Below are 16,304 nucleotides of genomic sequence, written 5' to 3'. Positions count from 1 at the left end.
AGGAGTTTTTTATGACTAAATTATTTAAATCAACGGCAGTGGCTGTTTTAGCAACGTTAATGATGGGTACTTCTGCTAGCGCTCTTGCGCACAAAGTAGGTGTTGTAGATATGCAAGAAATCTACAAGCAAATTCCTCAAATGGCTAAAATTGAGCAGTCACTACAAAGCGAATTTGCTGAGCGTCGCCAAGAACTTGAAAAGTTACAAGGTGATATTCGCTTTGAAGCTGAGAAGTTTAAGCGTGAGAGCACAACGATGAGCCAAGCTCAAAAAGATGCACTACGTGATAAAATTCAAGGTATGCAAAAAAACCTTGCTGAAGTAGGTCGTCCTTTAGAGCAAGAAATCAAAGCTCGCCAAAACCAAGAGCTTGCAAAAGTTCAGGGCTTAATTATTAAAACAATTGAAGAGATTGCTAAAGACGGTGACTTTGATGAAGTTAAAGTAAAAGACACTACAATTTACTTCAACCCTAAAGAAGTAACAGACCTTTCATCTAAAGTAGTAACAGCTGTTAGCAAGAAATAATCACTCTATGCAAAATTATACGCTTTCGCAAATTGCGGAACTTCTAGGCGCCGAACTTCAGGGTGATGGCGCTTTAGAAATAACAAAAATAGCGACACTTGCAAATGCCCGTACTGGGCATATTGCATTTTTAGCGAACTCAAAATATCGTGTTCAACTTGAAGCTACTCAAGCCAGTGCTGTTATCGTTAACCAAGCAGATGCCGCGCATTTTAATGGCAATAAAGTGATTGTTTCAAATCCTTATGTCAGTTACGCAAAGCTTGCGCAATTTATGGATACAACACCGCGTTCAGCCTCTTCGGGGATTCACCCAAGTGCAACAATTCACCCTAGTGCAAATATAAGCAAAAGTGCTGCTATAGGCGCTAATGCAGTTATAGAGGCTGGTGCAGTTGTTGGTGATAACGCGCAAATTGGTCCGAACAGTTTTATCGGAGAACGTGTTAAAATAGGTGCTGGGACAAAGCTTTGGCCTAGTGTGACTATTTACCATGACGTTGAAATTGGATCGGATTGTTTGTTCCAGGCAAATAGTGTTGTTGGTAGCGATGGGTTCGGTTATGCAAATGAGCGTGGGCAGTGGCTTAAAATTCCTCAGCTAGGCTCTGTGATCATAGGCGATAAAGTAGAAATAGGCGCCAGTACTACAATTGACCGGGGGGCACTTGATAATACGATTATTCATAGCAATGTGATTATTGATAATCAATGTCAAATAGCACACAACGTTGAAGTTAACTCGGGCACAGCAATTGCTGGCTGCTCTGTTCTTGCAGGTAGTGTTACCATAGGTAAAAACTGCCAAATTGGTGGTATGACTGCAATTAATGGTCACATGTCAGTATGTGATGGTGTTATAATTACGGGTATGAGCATGGTGACAAAATCAATCACCGAGCCCGGTATTTATTCATCAGGTATGCCCCATACAACTAACAAAGAATGGCGTAAATCAATTGCTCACTTGCGTAATCTATCAGACATGAAGTCTCGTTTGAAAGCGCTTGAAGCACTGGCTAAGTCATAAACGTTGAACACATAAAAGGATGCTATTTTGGCAAACGAATTAAATAGCCTTGATATTCAAGAAATCTTAGCTTTATTACCACACCGTTACCCGATGCTTTTAATTGATCGTGTTATTGATTTTACTCCGGGTAAGACATTGCATGCCATTAAAAATGTATCTATAAACGAGCCTATTTTTACTGGCCATTTTCCAAACCAGCCTATTTTCCCTGGTGTGCTAATATTAGAAGCTATGGCACAAGCTACAGGTCTGCTTGGTTTTAAAACAGTTGAAAATCGCAGCGAAGACGAGCTTTACTTATTTGCAGCAGTAGACAACGCTCGTTTTAAGCAACCGGTTGTGCCTGGTGATACATTGCATTTGCATGTAGAGTTTTTAAAAGAGCGCCGCAATATATGGAAGTTTGCTGCTGAAGCTAAAGTTGACGGCAAAGTAGTATGTAGTGCCGAAATTATGTGTGCGAGAAGAGAGTTTTAATAGTGATCCATTCTACAGCAATAATCGAACCTGGCGCTAAACTAGGCAACAATGTCTCAGTTGGTCCATATAGTTATATAGGCAATGATGTTGTTATCGGTGATAACTGTATTATTGAATCTCACGTTGTTGTTAAAGGACCGTCTACCATTGGTTCTGGAAATCATATTTTTCAATTTGCGTCTGTCGGTGAGGCTTGCCAAGACAAAAAATACAACAACGAACCCACTACATTAATTATTGGTGACAACAATGTTATCCGTGAGTGTGCAACCATTCACCGTGGTACCATTCAAGACCAAGGCGTAACAAAAATTGGTAGCAATAACTTATTTATGGCTTATACCCACGTGGCACATGACGCAGTGATAGGCGATAACGTAATTTTTGCCAATAATGCCAGTGTTGCAGGCCATGTTCATGTTGCTGATTGGGTTATTTTAGGTGGTAATTCAGGGGTTCATCAGTTTTGTAAAATAGGGGCACATGCGTTTATTGGCATGTACTCTGGCGTTAACAAAGATGTTCCACCATTTGTGACCACGATTGGTATGCCAGCAGGTCCTGCTGCAATCAATAAAGAAGGCATGAAACGCCGAGGCTTTGAAAGCGATGAAATAATGGCCGTTCGCCGAGCGTATAAAGCGTTTTATCGTAAGAGTTTAGGTGTTGATGAAGCAATTGAATCACTAAGTGAAGATGCGGCTAAATACCCTGCAGTACAAACTATGATAGATTTTGTTAAAAGCTCTGAGCGCGGGATCGTAAGATAAGCACTTTTTGTTTTTAAATAAACCACCTTAGAGAAATCGACGGTGGTTTTTTATTGCCTTTAAAATATTTTAATTCAGTATGCACTCAGCGAGGCAAGGTTAACCTTTGCGCAAATTTACTATATTTAAAGCACAGCTATGTCTCTTACGAAGTTAATTTTACCCCTCAGTTTTTTGTCTATCTTGGCTGCGTGTAGTAGCCAACCTGTCGTTACCACAGCTAATGGTGAGCGTACTCAGTTAGGGAAAGCTTCTTATTACGCTAATAAATACCATGGCCGCACAACGGCAAATGGCGAAACCTTTAACCAAAACGCAGCCACTGCTGCACATTTAGAGTTTGATTTTGGTACTAAGGTCAAGGTAACTAACTTAGCTAACAATAAATCGGTAATCGTAAGAATAAATGATAGGGGCCCGTACGTTAGAGGGCGTGTTATTGATTTATCGTTAGGTATGTTTAAAAAAATAGCCGACCCTAAAGTCGGCGTTATTGATGTCTCAATCAGCGTATTAAAAACGGGTGGTTAGCGACACATATTCCTGATGTTTTTCGCTAAGCTCTTTGTGGCTACCTTGCGCTACAAGTTTGCCATTTTCTAGCCAAATAATGTTATCCATTTGCGCTAGAAGAGCAGGGTCGTGGGTAATTGTAAGTACGCTTGCGTCACTCATTACGTGCATAATGGCGTTCATTACGGTTTGCTTAGATTGGTTATCTAGCCCTTCAGTGGGTTCATCAAGTACTAAAATAGCTGGGTTTTGTAATAAAGCCTGCGCAATCGCTATACGCCTTGATTGTCCTTGGGATACGCTTCTGCCGCCTGTCCCTAAACGTGTTTTTAAACCCTCTTGTAGCTCATTAAACCAAGGCTCTAGCTGTGCAAGGTTAATGGCTTCAAGCATTTCTTCTTTTGTAGCGCTTGGCTTTGCATAACGCAAGTTTTCACTTAATGTACCATCAAAAATATGATGTTGCTGCGCTAATATATTTATAACGTTTGCTCGGCTGTCACTGCTAAGTGAGTGAAGGTCTTGCGCGTTATTATGGTCACCCAATGTAATACTACCTTGCTGAAGTGGCCATAAACCGGTTAGCAAATTAACTAAGGTGGTTTTACCGCTCCCGCTTCGACCTACAATGGCTACTTTTTGCCGCGATTTAAGCATAAAACTGACATTATTTAATGCGTTATGCTCATCGTATTTATAGCTAATGTTATTAAGCGTTAGCGCAATATTATTTTTATCAAACTGAGTATCAATTAAAGCGCTACAATTATTGCTCTGATCAGATGCTTTATCTTGGAGGGTAAATAACCGCTCTGCGGCTTTTAGTACATTAGGCAGCTCTATAAATGCATTGGGCAGTAGTAATACGCTTTCAAAGCTTGCTAATACAAAAAGCGTTAACATGGCAAGTTCTACGTTAACCATGGAATTAGTATAAACCAATGGGGCTATCGTCACTATGCTAGCTAACATGGCCATTTGTACTATTAATAGAGTCAGTCCATCTGCATTTGCTAACGCCTTATGACGAACAAATAATTGTTGGTTGTACTGCTCGTTTAATCTATCGCATTTATTTAACTGCTCAGTACGGGCTTGATAAATACTAAGCTCTCTGAGGCCTGTTAAGGTATCTGATAATTCGGCCCGTAACAGTGCACTAAGGTGTGTTTCTTTGTGACTATTTTTTGTAAGTGAAGCACTTAAAAGCGCAGGTATGACAACGCCAATTAATAAAATTCCCATAAAGCAAATGAGTGCTACATTTGCATTATAAGCAGACATGAAAAGCAAAATGATTGGCACGCTTAACAAAGCAACCATCATAGGCATTAACACGTTCAAATAAAATTTATCGAGTGCGTCAACATCGTTCTGTAGTCGATTCAGTAAATCAGCGCTGCGGCTCATGGCTAAATCAACATTGTTGAGCTTACTGAGTGTTGCAAACATATTTACGCGAATTTCACTCAACAATAAAAAAGTCGCATTATGAGTAACTAAGCGCTCAGCATAACGAGAAGCCGTTCTTACAATGGCTAAAAAACGTATTGTGCCAGCGGGTGTAAAATAGTTTATTTGCACGCCAGCAATGCCTGCAGCTGCCATAGATGCTAAAAACCAGCCTGAAATAGCCAGTAAGCCAACGTTCGCAAGCACCGTAATTGTTGCTAACAGCGTACCCAGTAGCATGGCTTTATAATGAGGGCGGCAGAGCTTTATCAATCTAATAAAGTTATTCATCGGAACCTACTTGCTTAGCGGCATTTAGCAAATTATAAAACACGCTATGTTGAGTGCTTAGTTTTTCAAAGCTACCTTGCTCAGTGACCTTACCCTGGTCCATTACAATAATATTGTCGGCGTGTTTTACAGTATTTAATCTGTGTGCGATTACCAGTACTAAATTGTTCTTAGCGTACATATTAATGGCGTGTTGAATGTGTTGCTCTGTTTGGCTATCAAGGTGGGCTGTTGGCTCATCAAGCATTAATATAGGGGCGTTTTTTAAAAATGCCCGAGCAAGTGCAATACGTTGCTTTTGCCCTCCAGAGAGTCCTTCACCTTGCTCTCCTATTAACGTATCAAACCCAGAGGGTAGGGTATTTATAAACTCAAGGGCGCCTGCTTGTTGCGCTGCTTGCTCTAGCTCTTGCTGTGATGCGTCTGGTTTAGCTAATTTTATATTAGCGCCAATGCTATCGAAAAATAGTGTTGGATTTTGTGGTATCCACGCAACTTGATTCTGTAGTTGGGTAATATCGTTTGTTGCTAATGGCAATCCGTTAATATAAATACAAGGTATTACTTGGGGGTGAAAACCCAGCAGGCAATCAAATAAAGTACTTTTCCCTGAGCCACTGTTACCCACAACTGCAACCAAGCCTTTTTTTGGTAGGCTTAAGGTGACATTGTGTATGCCTTCGTTACTGTCAGGGTAAATGTAGGTTAAGTTTTTGATGTTTATTGAATCAATAGTATCAGACGTGGTGTATTCGGTTGTATTGTTAACTAGTTCAGTATCTTGATTGGGTAAGGGGGCATTTAAAATAGTCACCATGTCAGCAGCGGCGCTGATACCTTGCAAGCGAGCATGATAATGGCTTCCTAATTGACGAAGCGGTAAATAAAACTCGGGAGCTAAAAGCAGCACAACAAAGCCAGTAGAAAAATCAAGTGTGCCAAAAAAAAGCCTAAAACCAATAATTACAGCCACTAAAGCCACACTGATTGTAGCTAAAAACTCTAAGGCAAAAGATGATAAAAACGCAATTTTTAACACGCCTAGCGTGGTATGCCTAAAGTCATCAGAAATTTTAGCTATTTGTTTTAATTCGGTTTGCGTTGCATTAAATAGTTTTAGCTGGGTTAATCCCTGTACTCTGTCAAAAAAGTAATTACCAAGAACAGCAAGTTGTTGCCAACGCTTTTGATTTAACGCTTCTGCTTTTGATCCAACTAAAATCATAAAAAAAGGGATAAGCGGAGCTGTTAATAAAAATATTAATCCCGCTTTGTAATCGGTCGGAAAAATAACAACCAAGATTGCTAGTGGAATAAGAGCACTGTAAGCAACACCAGGCAGGTACTTTGCGTAATAGTCATGAAGTTCTTCTACACCATTGTGCAATGTATTTAAAGTTGCACCTTGACCGTGTTGCTCAATATAACTAGGGCCAAGCAAGCTTAATTTAGTTAACAGTGTTTGGCGCATAGCCGATTTTATTTTAAGGGCAGCAAAAGCACTTAGCCTTTCACTTAGCGCTAAAAAAATAGCGCGAAGCAAAACAATACCTGCTAATGGCCACAGCAAGTGAGTGACTTCACTTAAGCTACTACCTTCAAACATTACGTTATGAATAGCCTGAGCGAGTAAATATGCCCCAGCAATCATTAAAATAGCGTTAAAAGTACCCAGTGCAATACTGAGCTTTAACCATAATGAGGCGGGTTTACTTTGTGTTTTTAAAAAAGCGCGCAGTGTTTGTTGCTGCGCGCGATTTGGTCGGGGGTTAGTCGTCATTGTTGGTCGAGTTAGCCTCGTTCAATAAATCATGCATCGGTTGTTCATCATCAGCAATGCTGTTTTTATTTTGATGAAATTCGTACCACATTACATTTATTACCCCTAAGGTACAGGCTAAAAGTACACCTAAAATCCAAGCAAAATACCACATAGTTCAGTCTCCTTAGTAGCTGCCGTGAGTGTTAGTTTCAATTTCTTCTACGGTTACTCTGCGCCACATTTTTACATAACACCACGTGGTGTAGGCTAAAATTAATGGTACAAAAATGGCCACGGCTACAAGCATAATGTTAAGCGTTTTATGGCTCGAAACGGCATCCCAAATTGTTAAGCTAATATTTGGGTTGTTAATTGATGGCATAATAAATGGGAATAATGAAACGCCCGCCGTCATAATGACACCTACTAACATAAGTGCAGTCGAAATAAGCCCTAACGCTGGTTTATTGAGCTTTGAAAATACTAATGCACTCAATGCCATAGCAAACGCTAGAACAGGGAAGGTTACTGTCCATGCGCGCTCAGTGTAATTATTTAGCCAAGCGCCTTTTGCTGTGGTAACTACTTTAGCGAGCGGATCAGCATGGCCTTGAGTATCGCCCATAGACACAATTTGGTAGCCGCTTAAATTAGCCACCCAAACTCCGGCCGCGGCAAATAAAACAATAAATGCAATCAATGCATAACGTCCGTATTGGCCAGAGCGTTCTGCAACCGCATCTGCTGTGCGAAGTTGTAACCACATACCTGCATGTGCAATAAGCATAGCTATACTAATTAAACCAGCGAGAAGTGCAAACGGGTTTAACAAGCCAAAAAACGAACCTTGATAACTTACACGTAATAAATTATCAATATTGAATGGTACACCTAAAAACAAGTTACCAAATGCTACACCAAATACTAAAGCCGGAATTGCGCTACCTGCAAATAATCCCCAATCCCAGTTATTACGCCAGCGCTTAGAATCAATTTTAGAGCGGTAATCAAAACCAAGAGGTCTAAAAAAGAGTGCAAATAGCACCAGCATCATGGCAAAGTAAAACCCCGAAAAAGCGGCTGCATACACCATTGGCCAAGCCGCAAATAATGCTCCGCCTGCGGTGATAAACCAAACTTGGTTACCATCCCAGTGTGCGCCAATTGTATTAATTACAGTGCGTCGTTCTAAATCTGTTTTACCAACTAGGCGAAGGAGCATAGCAACCCCCATATCCATACCATCGGTAATTGCAAAGCCGATTAAAAGGACACCAATGATCAACCACCACAACATTTTTAATGTTTCATAATCAAAAATCATGATTATTCTCCTTTTGCTTGTGTGTTGTTTGGCAGCTCAAAATGGTATTTACCAGTATGTAATGAGCTAGGGCCTTTTTTAATAAAGTGAATCATTAACCAGCCTTCAACAATGGCAAGGCCAGTGTAAAAAATGATGAAACCCGTTAAGCTAATTAAAATGTCATTGACCGTTAATGATGACGTTGCTAAAAAAGTCGGTAGTATTTCAGAAATAGCCCAAGGTTGGCGTCCATATTCTGCAACGATCCAGCCAAATTCAATCGCAATCCATGGCAATGGAATACTTAATACTGTAGCCCAAAGTAACCAGCGTTTTTGCTCAATAATACGGTGTGCATTGTAGTAAAATGCTAATACAAACACAGCAAGCATAGCGACACCACAGGCAACCATAATTCTAAACGACCAAAACATAGGGCCTACTTTTGGGAATGAATCTTTCACTGCTTTTTGAATTTGCTCTTCTGTGGCATCAACAACATCAGATGTATATCGTTTAAGCAACAAACCGTAGCCTAAGTCATCTTTCACTGCGTCAAATTTAGCAATGTTTTCAGGCGTATCTTCACCGTTTCTTAGTTTAGTGAGATAACCATAGGCAATCATGCCGTTACGAATACGTATTTCATGTTTTTTCTCTAAATCAGATATGCCCGTAACTTTTTCGTCAAGTGAGCGTGTAGCAATAATGCCCAGTGCATAGGGTATTTTTACAGCTGCATGGGTTACTTGCTCTTCAGAGTCAGGAAAACCAAATGCAGTAAACGCAGCGGGCGCTTCTTCTGTGTGCCACTCGGCTTCAATAGTTGCTAATTTTACTTTTTGAATTTCGCCTACTTCATAGCCTGATTCATCACCAAGTAAAATAACACATAAAATTGAGGCTAAACCAAACCCTGAAGCCACTGAAAATGAACGTTTAGCAAATGCTAAATCGCGACCTTTTAGTATGTACCAACTACTTATACCTAAAACAAACATAGACGCGGCGACATAGCCTGCAGATACCGTGTGAATAAACTTAACCTGTGCAACAGGGTTAAATACCAGCTCTGCAAAGCTGGTCATTTCCATTCGCATAGTTTGGTAGTTAAATTCAGCGCCTACTGGGTTTTGCATCCAACCATTAGCAATTAATATCCATAATGCTGATAAGTTTGTACCCAGTGCCATTAAAAAGGTAGCGCCTAAATGTTGACGTTTAGAAAGTCTATCCCATCCTAAGAAGAACATACCCACAAAGGTTGATTCTAAAAAGAATGCCATTAACCCTTCAATAGCCAGTGGGGCACCAAATACATCACCCACATAATGTGAGTAATAAGACCAGTTAGTGCCAAATTCAAACTCCATAGTGAGGCCTGTGGCAACACCAATGGCAAAGTTAATACCAAATAACTTACCCCAAAACTTAGTCATATCACGATAAATTTCGCGACCAGTCATAACATAAACTGATTCCATAATAACTAAGATCCAAGTCATACCTATTGTTAACGGTACAAATATGAAGTGAAAGAGTGCGGTAACAGCAAACTGTAGTCGCGATAGATCCACAAAGGTTTCATCTATCATTTTATGCTCCTTGAATGTGACGGATTAACTGGGCAATGAGTTATTGGCAGAGTTAATAATTAAATGAACTTTCAGTAATTACTGAAAGTTTGTAATATTATTCACAACTACACAATACTTGTCAATATATATTAGTAAAACTTAATATATGATTTATATGCTACATCAGTATTAAAAATAAATAACAATAGAGATTATATTTACAGTTAAAAAACGAGTTATTTAAAGCGTTTAAACACATACCAAAACGCGGTAAACTAAACTCATGACGCCCGATTAAAATATGAACTAAAAAGCAAATGATGAAAGAAAAAAAACAACTACGAATAGGTATAGTGGCAGGCGAACTGTCGGGCGATATTTTAGGCGAAGGCCTAATAAAAGCATTAAAAGTACATTTTCCAGATGCCACCTTTGAGGGGATTGCAGGACCAAAAATGCAAGCTCAAGGTTGTAAAACTCTATACGACATGGATGAACTGTCTGTAATGGGCTTGGTTGAAGTACTCGGACGTTTACCGCGTTTATTAAAAATCCGTAAACAATTGGTTCAACATTTTATAGATAACCCACCCGATGTATTTATTGGAATAGACGCTCCTGATTTTAATCTTCGCGTCGAAAAACCATTAAAAGATGCAGGCATTAAAACAGTTCAATACGTAAGCCCTTCAGTTTGGGCATGGCGAGAAAAACGTATTCATACTATTAGCGCAGCTACTAACTTAGTGCTTGCACTATTGCCGTTTGAAAAAGAATTTTACGACAAGCACCAAGTACCGTGTACGTTTGTAGGGCACACATTAGCAGACGATATAGCGCTTGAGCACGACGATAGCCAAGCACGTGCAAAACTAGGTTTAAGTCTTGATGACAAAGTACTGGCATTATTGCCAGGTAGCCGAGGCTCTGAAGTGGGCTTACTGAGTGAAACCTATATAAAAACAGCGCAGCAACTTCAAGCTCAAAACCCAGACCTTAAAATTGTGGTTCCACTGGTAAACGAAAAGCGCAAAGCGCAGTTTACTGATATTTTAAATGCCACAGCGCCTAGTCTTAATATTAGCTTGCTAGATGGGCAATCTAAATTAGCAATGCAAGCGGCAGATGCCATTTTACTTGCGTCTGGCACTGCCACACTCGAAGGCATGCTGTATAAAAAGCCAATGGTTGTTGGGTATAAAATAAAACCATTAAGCTACTGGATTTTTAAAACCTTGTTTACCTTTAACATCAAATATTTTTCGTTGCCAAATTTATTGGCAGATGAAGAGCTTGTGCCTGAGTTTTTACAAAGCGACTGTAACGTTAAAAACTTAACTCAAGCACTTACCCCAATGCTAGAAACAGACAATAGACAATTAAAAGCACGTTTTTTAGCAATTCATGAAAACATTAGATTAAATGCCAGCGAGCAAGCAGCCAATGCTGTGGCGGAGTTAATACATGCAAATTGAACGACCCAATGTAACCTTAATTGCCGGTGTTGATGAAGTAGGGCGAGGCCCGCTTGTTGGCGACGTTGTTACCGCAGCAGTAATACTTGACCCAACTAAGCCAATAGCTGGTCTAGCCGACTCTAAAAAATTAACAGACAAAAAGCGCCAAGCATTAGCCACAGAGATAAAAGAAAACGCATTATGCTATGCCTATGGCCGTTGTAGTCCATCAGAAATTGATGACTTAAACATTTTACACGCGACCATGCTTGCTATGAGCCGCGCTGTGGAAGGGTTAAGCACACAGCCTGAGTTTGTATTTATAGATGGTAACCGTTTACCAAAACTTACTATGCCTGCTCAAGCGGTTGTTAAAGGCGATAGCCTGGTTGCCGAAATATCAGCAGCCTCTATTTTAGCCAAAGTCGCGCGTGATGATGAAATGCTTGAACTTGATAAACGCCACCCGCAATACGGGTTTGCAGGGCATAAAGGTTACCCAACTAAAGCGCACTTTGCAGCACTTGAGCAGTACGGTGCAATAGATGAACATCGTAAAAGTTTTAAACCCGTGCAGCGTGTACTTATGCAAGCGAAAGGCGAGGCAAAATAATGGCAGCACCTGATTTTGTACATTTAAGGGTCCACTCAGACTTTTCGATGGTTGATGGCTTAGCTAAAACCAAGCCAATAGTCGCTAAGGCGCAAGAGCTAGAAATGCCCGCGATTGCCATTACCGACCAAATGAACTTTTGTGGATTAGTACGCTTTTATGGCGCGACCCATAATGCCGGTATAAAGCCGATTGTTGGCGCTGATTTTTGGCTGCGCAGCCCTGAATTTCCCGATGAGCCATGTCGCATTACAATTTTAGCTAAAGACAATGTGGGTTATAAAAATATAACGCTATTAATTTCTGAGGCGTATCAGCGTGGTCATGTATTTCATCGTCCAGTAATTGACAGAGAATGGTTAGTTAATCACAAAGAAGGATTAATTATTCTTTCGGGCGCAAAAGACGGTGATTTAGGTAAAGCATTATTAAAAAATAATCCGGGCGTTATAGAAAGCGTAATTAGCTTTTACAAGCAGCACTTTAGCGATCATTACTATTTAGAGCTTGTACGAACTAACCGCCCGCTTGAAGAAGACTACCTGCACATGGCGGTAGAGCTTGCAGCTAAAGAGCAGCTGCCCGTTGTTGCAACCAACGAAGTGGTATTTCTAAAACCTGAAAATTTTGAAGCGCACGAAATTCGTGTAGCTATATTTGATGGCTACACACTTGATGACAAACGCCGTCCAAAACGTTTCTCAGAAGAGCAATACCTAAAAACGCCTGAGCAAATGGCTGAGCTATTTAGTGATATACCTGAAGCATTGCAAAATACGGTAGAAATAGCTAAGCGCTGTAATGTGACTGTAAAGTTAGGCGAATACTTTTTACCAGATTATCCAACAGGCTCTCTTAATATTGATGAGTTTTTGGTTAAAGTGTCAGAGGATGGCCTTGAAGAACGACTACAGTTTTTGTTCCCTGACGAAGAAGATAGAAAAGTAAAACGTATTGAATACGATGAACGTTTAGCCGTAGAGCTTGGCGTAATCAACCAAATGGGATTTCCGGGTTACTTCTTAATCGTAATGGAGTTTATTCAGTGGAGTAAAGATAACAATATTCCGGTTGGACCTGGTCGTGGTTCAGGTGCAGGTTCGTTAGTAGCATACGCACTTAAAATTACCGATTTGGATCCCCTTGAGTTCGACTTGCTTTTTGAGCGATTTTTGAATCCAGAACGTGTATCAATGCCCGACTTCGACGTCGATTTTTGTATGGACAGACGCGACGAAGTAATTGATCACGTATCGGCATTGTATGGGCGTGATGCGGTATCACAAATTATTACTTTTGGTACTATGGCCGCAAAAGCGGTAATACGCGATGTAGGTCGTGTACTAGGACACCCTTATGGGTTTGTTGATCGTATTTCGAAACTGATACCAGGCGATCCGGGGATGACCCTTGCCAAAGCCTTTGAAGTAGAGCCGCGTTTGCAAGAAGCCTACGATGGTGACTCAGAGGTAAAAGATTTAATCGATATGTGTCGCATCCTAGAAGGGTGTACGCGTAATGCCGGTAAACACGCCGGTGGTGTTGTAATATCGCCGACCACCATTACCGACTTTGCTGCACTTTACTGTGACGATGAAGGGAAATTTCCGGTAACACAGTTTGATAAAAACGACGTAGAAACTGCGGGACTTGTTAAGTTCGATTTCTTGGGTTTACGTACCTTGACCATTTTGCAGTGGGCAGTGGATATGACCAACGTGCGTATGCAGCGCGAAGGCAAAGACCCTGTTGATATAAACACTATTCCACTGGATGATAAAAAAAGCATAGAACTATTACTGCGCGCCGAAACAACCGCGGTGTTTCAGCTAGAATCGCGCGGCATGAAAGATTTAGTACGCCGCCTTAAGCCTGATTGCTTTGAAGATATGATTGCATTAGTAGCCCTGTTCCGCCCAGGTCCATTGCAATCAGGCATGGTAGATAACTTTATCGACCGAAAACTGGGTAGAGAGGAAATTTCATACCCAGATGCGCAGTACCAACACGAAAGCTTAAAACCAATACTCGATCCCACTTACGGCATTATTTTGTATCAAGAACAAGTAATGCAAATAGCGCAGGTACTCGCAGGCTATACGCTGGGTGGTGCAGATATGTTACGCCGTGCAATGGGTAAGAAAAAACCTGAAGAAATGGCAAAGCAGCGTTCAACGTTTGAAGATGGCGCGCGTAATAATGGTATTGATGGCGAACTGGCGATAAAAATCTTCGACTTGGTAGAAAAGTTCGCAGGTTATGGTTTTAATAAATCTCACTCAGCAGCGTATGCACTGGTTTCGTACCAAACCTTGTGGATGAAAACGCACCACCCAGCTGAGTTTATGGCTGCGGTAATGTCGGCCGATATGGATAACACCGACAAAATAGTAATTTTGGTAGATGAATGTGAAAACATGAAACTTACCTTATTACCGCCCGATGTAAACGCCGGTGAATTTAAGTTTACGGTAAACCTGCAAGGCGAAATTGTGTATGGTATTGGCGCAATTAAAGGTGTAGGTGAAGCGCCCGTAGACGCTATTTTAGAAGCGCGCGCAAAGGGCGGCCCGTTTAAGGATTTATTTGATTTTTGTGCTCGCGTTGACTTAAAACGTCTGAATAAACGTGTCACCGAAAAATTAATTTATGCCGGTGCACTTGATAAGCTTGGGCCAGAGAAAACCCAAGCAGGGCGTGCAACATTACTGGCAAGTTTAAAAGACGCTATGCGCGCGGCCGATCAGCACAACAAGGCAGAGCAACTTGGACAAAGCGATTTATTTGGTTTATTGGCTACTGAGCCAGAGGAAGTAGAGCAAGCCTTTATTAAGGCCACGGGCCTGACCGACAATGAATGGCTTGAAGGTGAAAAAGATACCCTAGGCCTTTATTTAACTGGGCATCCGATAAATCAGTATCGCAAGGAGCTTAGGTATTACACCAGCGGAAAGCTGGTGGATTTACAACCAACTAATCGTGATGTACTCTCTACTGCCGCTGGTCTAGTTATTTCAGCGCGGACCTTAATTAATAAAAAAGGCAACCGTTGGGGCTTAATAACTTTAGATGACAAGAGCGCCCGTATTGATGTACGCTTGTTTCCAGAACAGTTTGAAATGTACCAAGAAATGCTTCAAGTTAATAATATCTTGGTAATATCTGGACAGGTCAGCTTTGATAACTTCTCCGGTGGCATTACAATGACCGCCAGAGAAATAAACACCATTGCTCAAGCGCGTGAAAAACGTATTAAAGCGATTAAAATGACTCTGAACATGGTGCAAATCGAGGCAGGTTTCTTCGATAAATTACAAAAAGTACTCGAACCTTATAAAATGGGAACGTGTCCGATCAAGGTTTATTACCAACGCCCAGATGCGTTGGCGCAATTAACCCTAGGGATCGAATGGTGTGTCACGCCGAGCGACGACTTGATTCACAAGTTATCACTCATGGCGGCACAAGATGTAGAACTAGAATTTAACTGATTAGGTAGTTTAGAGCATGAGCCTCAATTATCTTGATTTTGAGCTTCCGATTGCAGAATTAGAAGCAAAAATTGAAGAATTACAAAGCATAAGCCGCGCTGGCGAGTTAGACCTTGAGCTAGAAGAGGAAGTCAGCAAATTAAAAGAAAAAAGTGCTAAGCAAAAAGAGGAAATATTCTCAAATTTAGGCGCTTGGCAAGTATCGCAGTTAGCGCGTCATCCGTTGCGTCCTTATACTCGAGATTATATCGAGCGTATTTTCACGGAATTTGACGAGTTTGCAGGCGATCGTACTTTTGCTAACGACCCGGCTATTTTAGGCGGTGTTGCACGTTTAGATGGCGAACCCGTTATGGTTATTGGCCAACAAAAAGGCCGCGACACAGCTGAAAAAATTAAACGCAACTTTGGTATGCCAAAACCAGAAGGCTACCGTAAAGCACTTCGTTTAATGGAAATGGCCGAGCGTTTTAAAATGCCAATAATGACCTTTATCGATACGCCAGGTGCATACCCTGGTGTTGGCGCTGAAGAGCGTGGTCAGTCTGAAGCAATTGCACGTAACCTTAAAGTAATGGCGGCGCTTAAAGTGCCAACTATTTGTACGGTTATTGGTGAGGGCGGCTCAGGTGGTGCATTAGCGATTGGTGTTGGCGACAGAGTTAATATGTTGCAATACAGCACGTACTCGGTAATTTCGCCAGAAGGCTGCGCATCTATTTTATGGAAAAGCGCAGACAAAGCGCCACTTGCTGCAGAGGCTATGGGCGTAACCGCTGAGCGCGTTAAAGAGCTTGATTTAATCAACAACTTAGTTGATGAGCCTTTAGGTGGTGCACACCGAAATTACGATGCCATGGCACGTAACTTAAAAACTCGTTTAAAACGTGATTTAGCAGACTTACAAGCGCTTTCGCTTGAAGACATGCTTGATCAACGTTACAAACGTTTAATGTCGTTTGGTTACTGCTAATAAAAGTAGCTATTACATTAAATGTTAAAAAAAGCCGCTTATGCGGCTTTTTTGTT

At 41.1% G+C, this 16,304-nt stretch carries 14 protein-coding genes; 9 read left to right on the top strand and 5 right to left on the bottom strand.

Annotated elements, in window-relative coordinates; all coding sequences use genetic code 11:
* The first annotated feature begins 11 nt into the window (after positions 1-11).
* From PMAN_RS09520 to PMAN_RS09500, 5 genes are all read left to right on the top strand, one after another.
* Positions 12-530, top strand: a complete 519-nt coding sequence (locus tag PMAN_RS09520) for an OmpH/Skp family outer membrane protein (protein ID WP_006793627.1) — start codon at positions 12-14, stop codon at positions 528-530.
* Positions 531-537: 7 nt separating this feature from the next.
* Positions 538-1,560, top strand: a complete 1,023-nt coding sequence (gene lpxD, locus PMAN_RS09515; protein WP_010557175.1) for a UDP-3-O-(3-hydroxymyristoyl)glucosamine N-acyltransferase — start codon at positions 538-540, stop codon at positions 1,558-1,560.
* A gap of 27 nt (positions 1,561-1,587) precedes the next feature.
* Positions 1,588-2,040: a 3-hydroxyacyl-ACP dehydratase FabZ gene (fabZ, locus tag PMAN_RS09510; protein ID WP_006793625.1), complete on the top strand. Its 453-nt coding sequence runs from the start codon at positions 1,588-1,590 to the stop codon at positions 2,038-2,040.
* Positions 2,041-2,042: 2 nt separating this feature from the next.
* Positions 2,043-2,813, top strand: coding sequence for an acyl-ACP--UDP-N-acetylglucosamine O-acyltransferase (lpxA, locus tag PMAN_RS09505; RefSeq protein ID WP_008126674.1), 771 nt, complete (start codon positions 2,043-2,045; stop codon positions 2,811-2,813).
* Positions 2,814-2,951: 138 nt separating this feature from the next.
* On the top strand, positions 2,952-3,344 hold the full coding sequence (locus tag PMAN_RS09500) for a septal ring lytic transglycosylase RlpA family protein (RefSeq protein WP_006793623.1): 393 nt from the start codon (positions 2,952-2,954) through the stop codon (positions 3,342-3,344).
* Here the strand turns inward: PMAN_RS09500 and cydC are convergent.
* The 5 genes from cydC to PMAN_RS09475 are packed head-to-tail and all read right to left on the bottom strand — an operon-like array spanning position 3,327 to position 9,732.
* On the bottom strand, positions 3,327-5,069 hold the full coding sequence (cydC, locus tag PMAN_RS09495; RefSeq protein ID WP_010557174.1) for a thiol reductant ABC exporter subunit CydC: 1,743 nt from the start codon (positions 5,067-5,069) through the stop codon (positions 3,327-3,329). The two genes, PMAN_RS09500 and cydC, sit on opposite strands and share 18 nt — an antisense overlap.
* Positions 5,062-6,849 carry a thiol reductant ABC exporter subunit CydD gene (cydD, locus tag PMAN_RS09490; RefSeq protein ID WP_010557173.1) on the bottom strand — a complete coding sequence of 596 codons (1,788 nt, stop codon included), beginning with the start codon at positions 6,847-6,849 and terminating at the stop codon, positions 5,062-5,064. The genes cydC and cydD overlap by 8 nt, the downstream gene beginning before the upstream one ends.
* On the bottom strand, positions 6,839-7,003 hold the full coding sequence (gene cydX / locus PMAN_RS09485) for a cytochrome bd-I oxidase subunit CydX (RefSeq protein ID WP_006793620.1): 165 nt from the start codon (positions 7,001-7,003) through the stop codon (positions 6,839-6,841). Before cydX ends, cydD begins: the two co-directional genes overlap by 11 nt.
* A gap of 12 nt (positions 7,004-7,015) precedes the next feature.
* Positions 7,016-8,155 carry a cytochrome d ubiquinol oxidase subunit II gene (gene cydB, locus PMAN_RS09480; protein ID WP_010557172.1) on the bottom strand — a complete coding sequence of 380 codons (1,140 nt, stop codon included), beginning with the start codon at positions 8,153-8,155 and terminating at the stop codon, positions 7,016-7,018.
* 2 nt (positions 8,156-8,157) lie between these two features.
* Positions 8,158-9,732, bottom strand: coding sequence for a cytochrome ubiquinol oxidase subunit I (locus PMAN_RS09475; protein WP_006793618.1), 1,575 nt, complete (start codon positions 9,730-9,732; stop codon positions 8,158-8,160).
* A 299-nt stretch (positions 9,733-10,031) separates the two neighbouring features.
* On the opposite strand from PMAN_RS09475, the gene lpxB reads away from it, so the two are divergent.
* From lpxB to accA, 4 genes are read left to right on the top strand one after another with little or no spacing between them, the layout of a single operon-like run.
* Positions 10,032-11,189: a lipid-A-disaccharide synthase gene (gene lpxB, locus PMAN_RS09470; RefSeq protein ID WP_033035349.1), complete on the top strand. Its 1,158-nt coding sequence runs from the start codon at positions 10,032-10,034 to the stop codon at positions 11,187-11,189.
* Positions 11,179-11,784, top strand: coding sequence for a ribonuclease HII (gene rnhB / locus PMAN_RS09465; RefSeq protein WP_010557170.1), 606 nt, complete (start codon positions 11,179-11,181; stop codon positions 11,782-11,784). Before lpxB ends, rnhB begins: the two co-directional genes overlap by 11 nt.
* On the top strand, positions 11,784-15,275 hold the full coding sequence (gene dnaE, locus PMAN_RS09460) for a DNA polymerase III subunit alpha (RefSeq protein WP_010557169.1): 3,492 nt from the start codon (positions 11,784-11,786) through the stop codon (positions 15,273-15,275). Before rnhB ends, dnaE begins: the two co-directional genes overlap by 1 nt.
* A 16-nt stretch (positions 15,276-15,291) precedes the next feature.
* On the top strand, positions 15,292-16,248 hold the full coding sequence (accA, locus tag PMAN_RS09455; RefSeq protein WP_006793614.1) for an acetyl-CoA carboxylase carboxyl transferase subunit alpha: 957 nt from the start codon (positions 15,292-15,294) through the stop codon (positions 16,246-16,248).
* The last annotated feature ends 56 nt before the right edge of the window (positions 16,249-16,304 follow it).

Origin of the sequence: Pseudoalteromonas marina (assembly GCF_000238335.3) — a bacterium.
GTDB classification, from domain to species: domain Bacteria; phylum Pseudomonadota; class Gammaproteobacteria; order Enterobacterales; family Alteromonadaceae; genus Pseudoalteromonas; species Pseudoalteromonas marina.
This window is presented reverse-complemented; position numbering and strand designations above follow the sequence as displayed.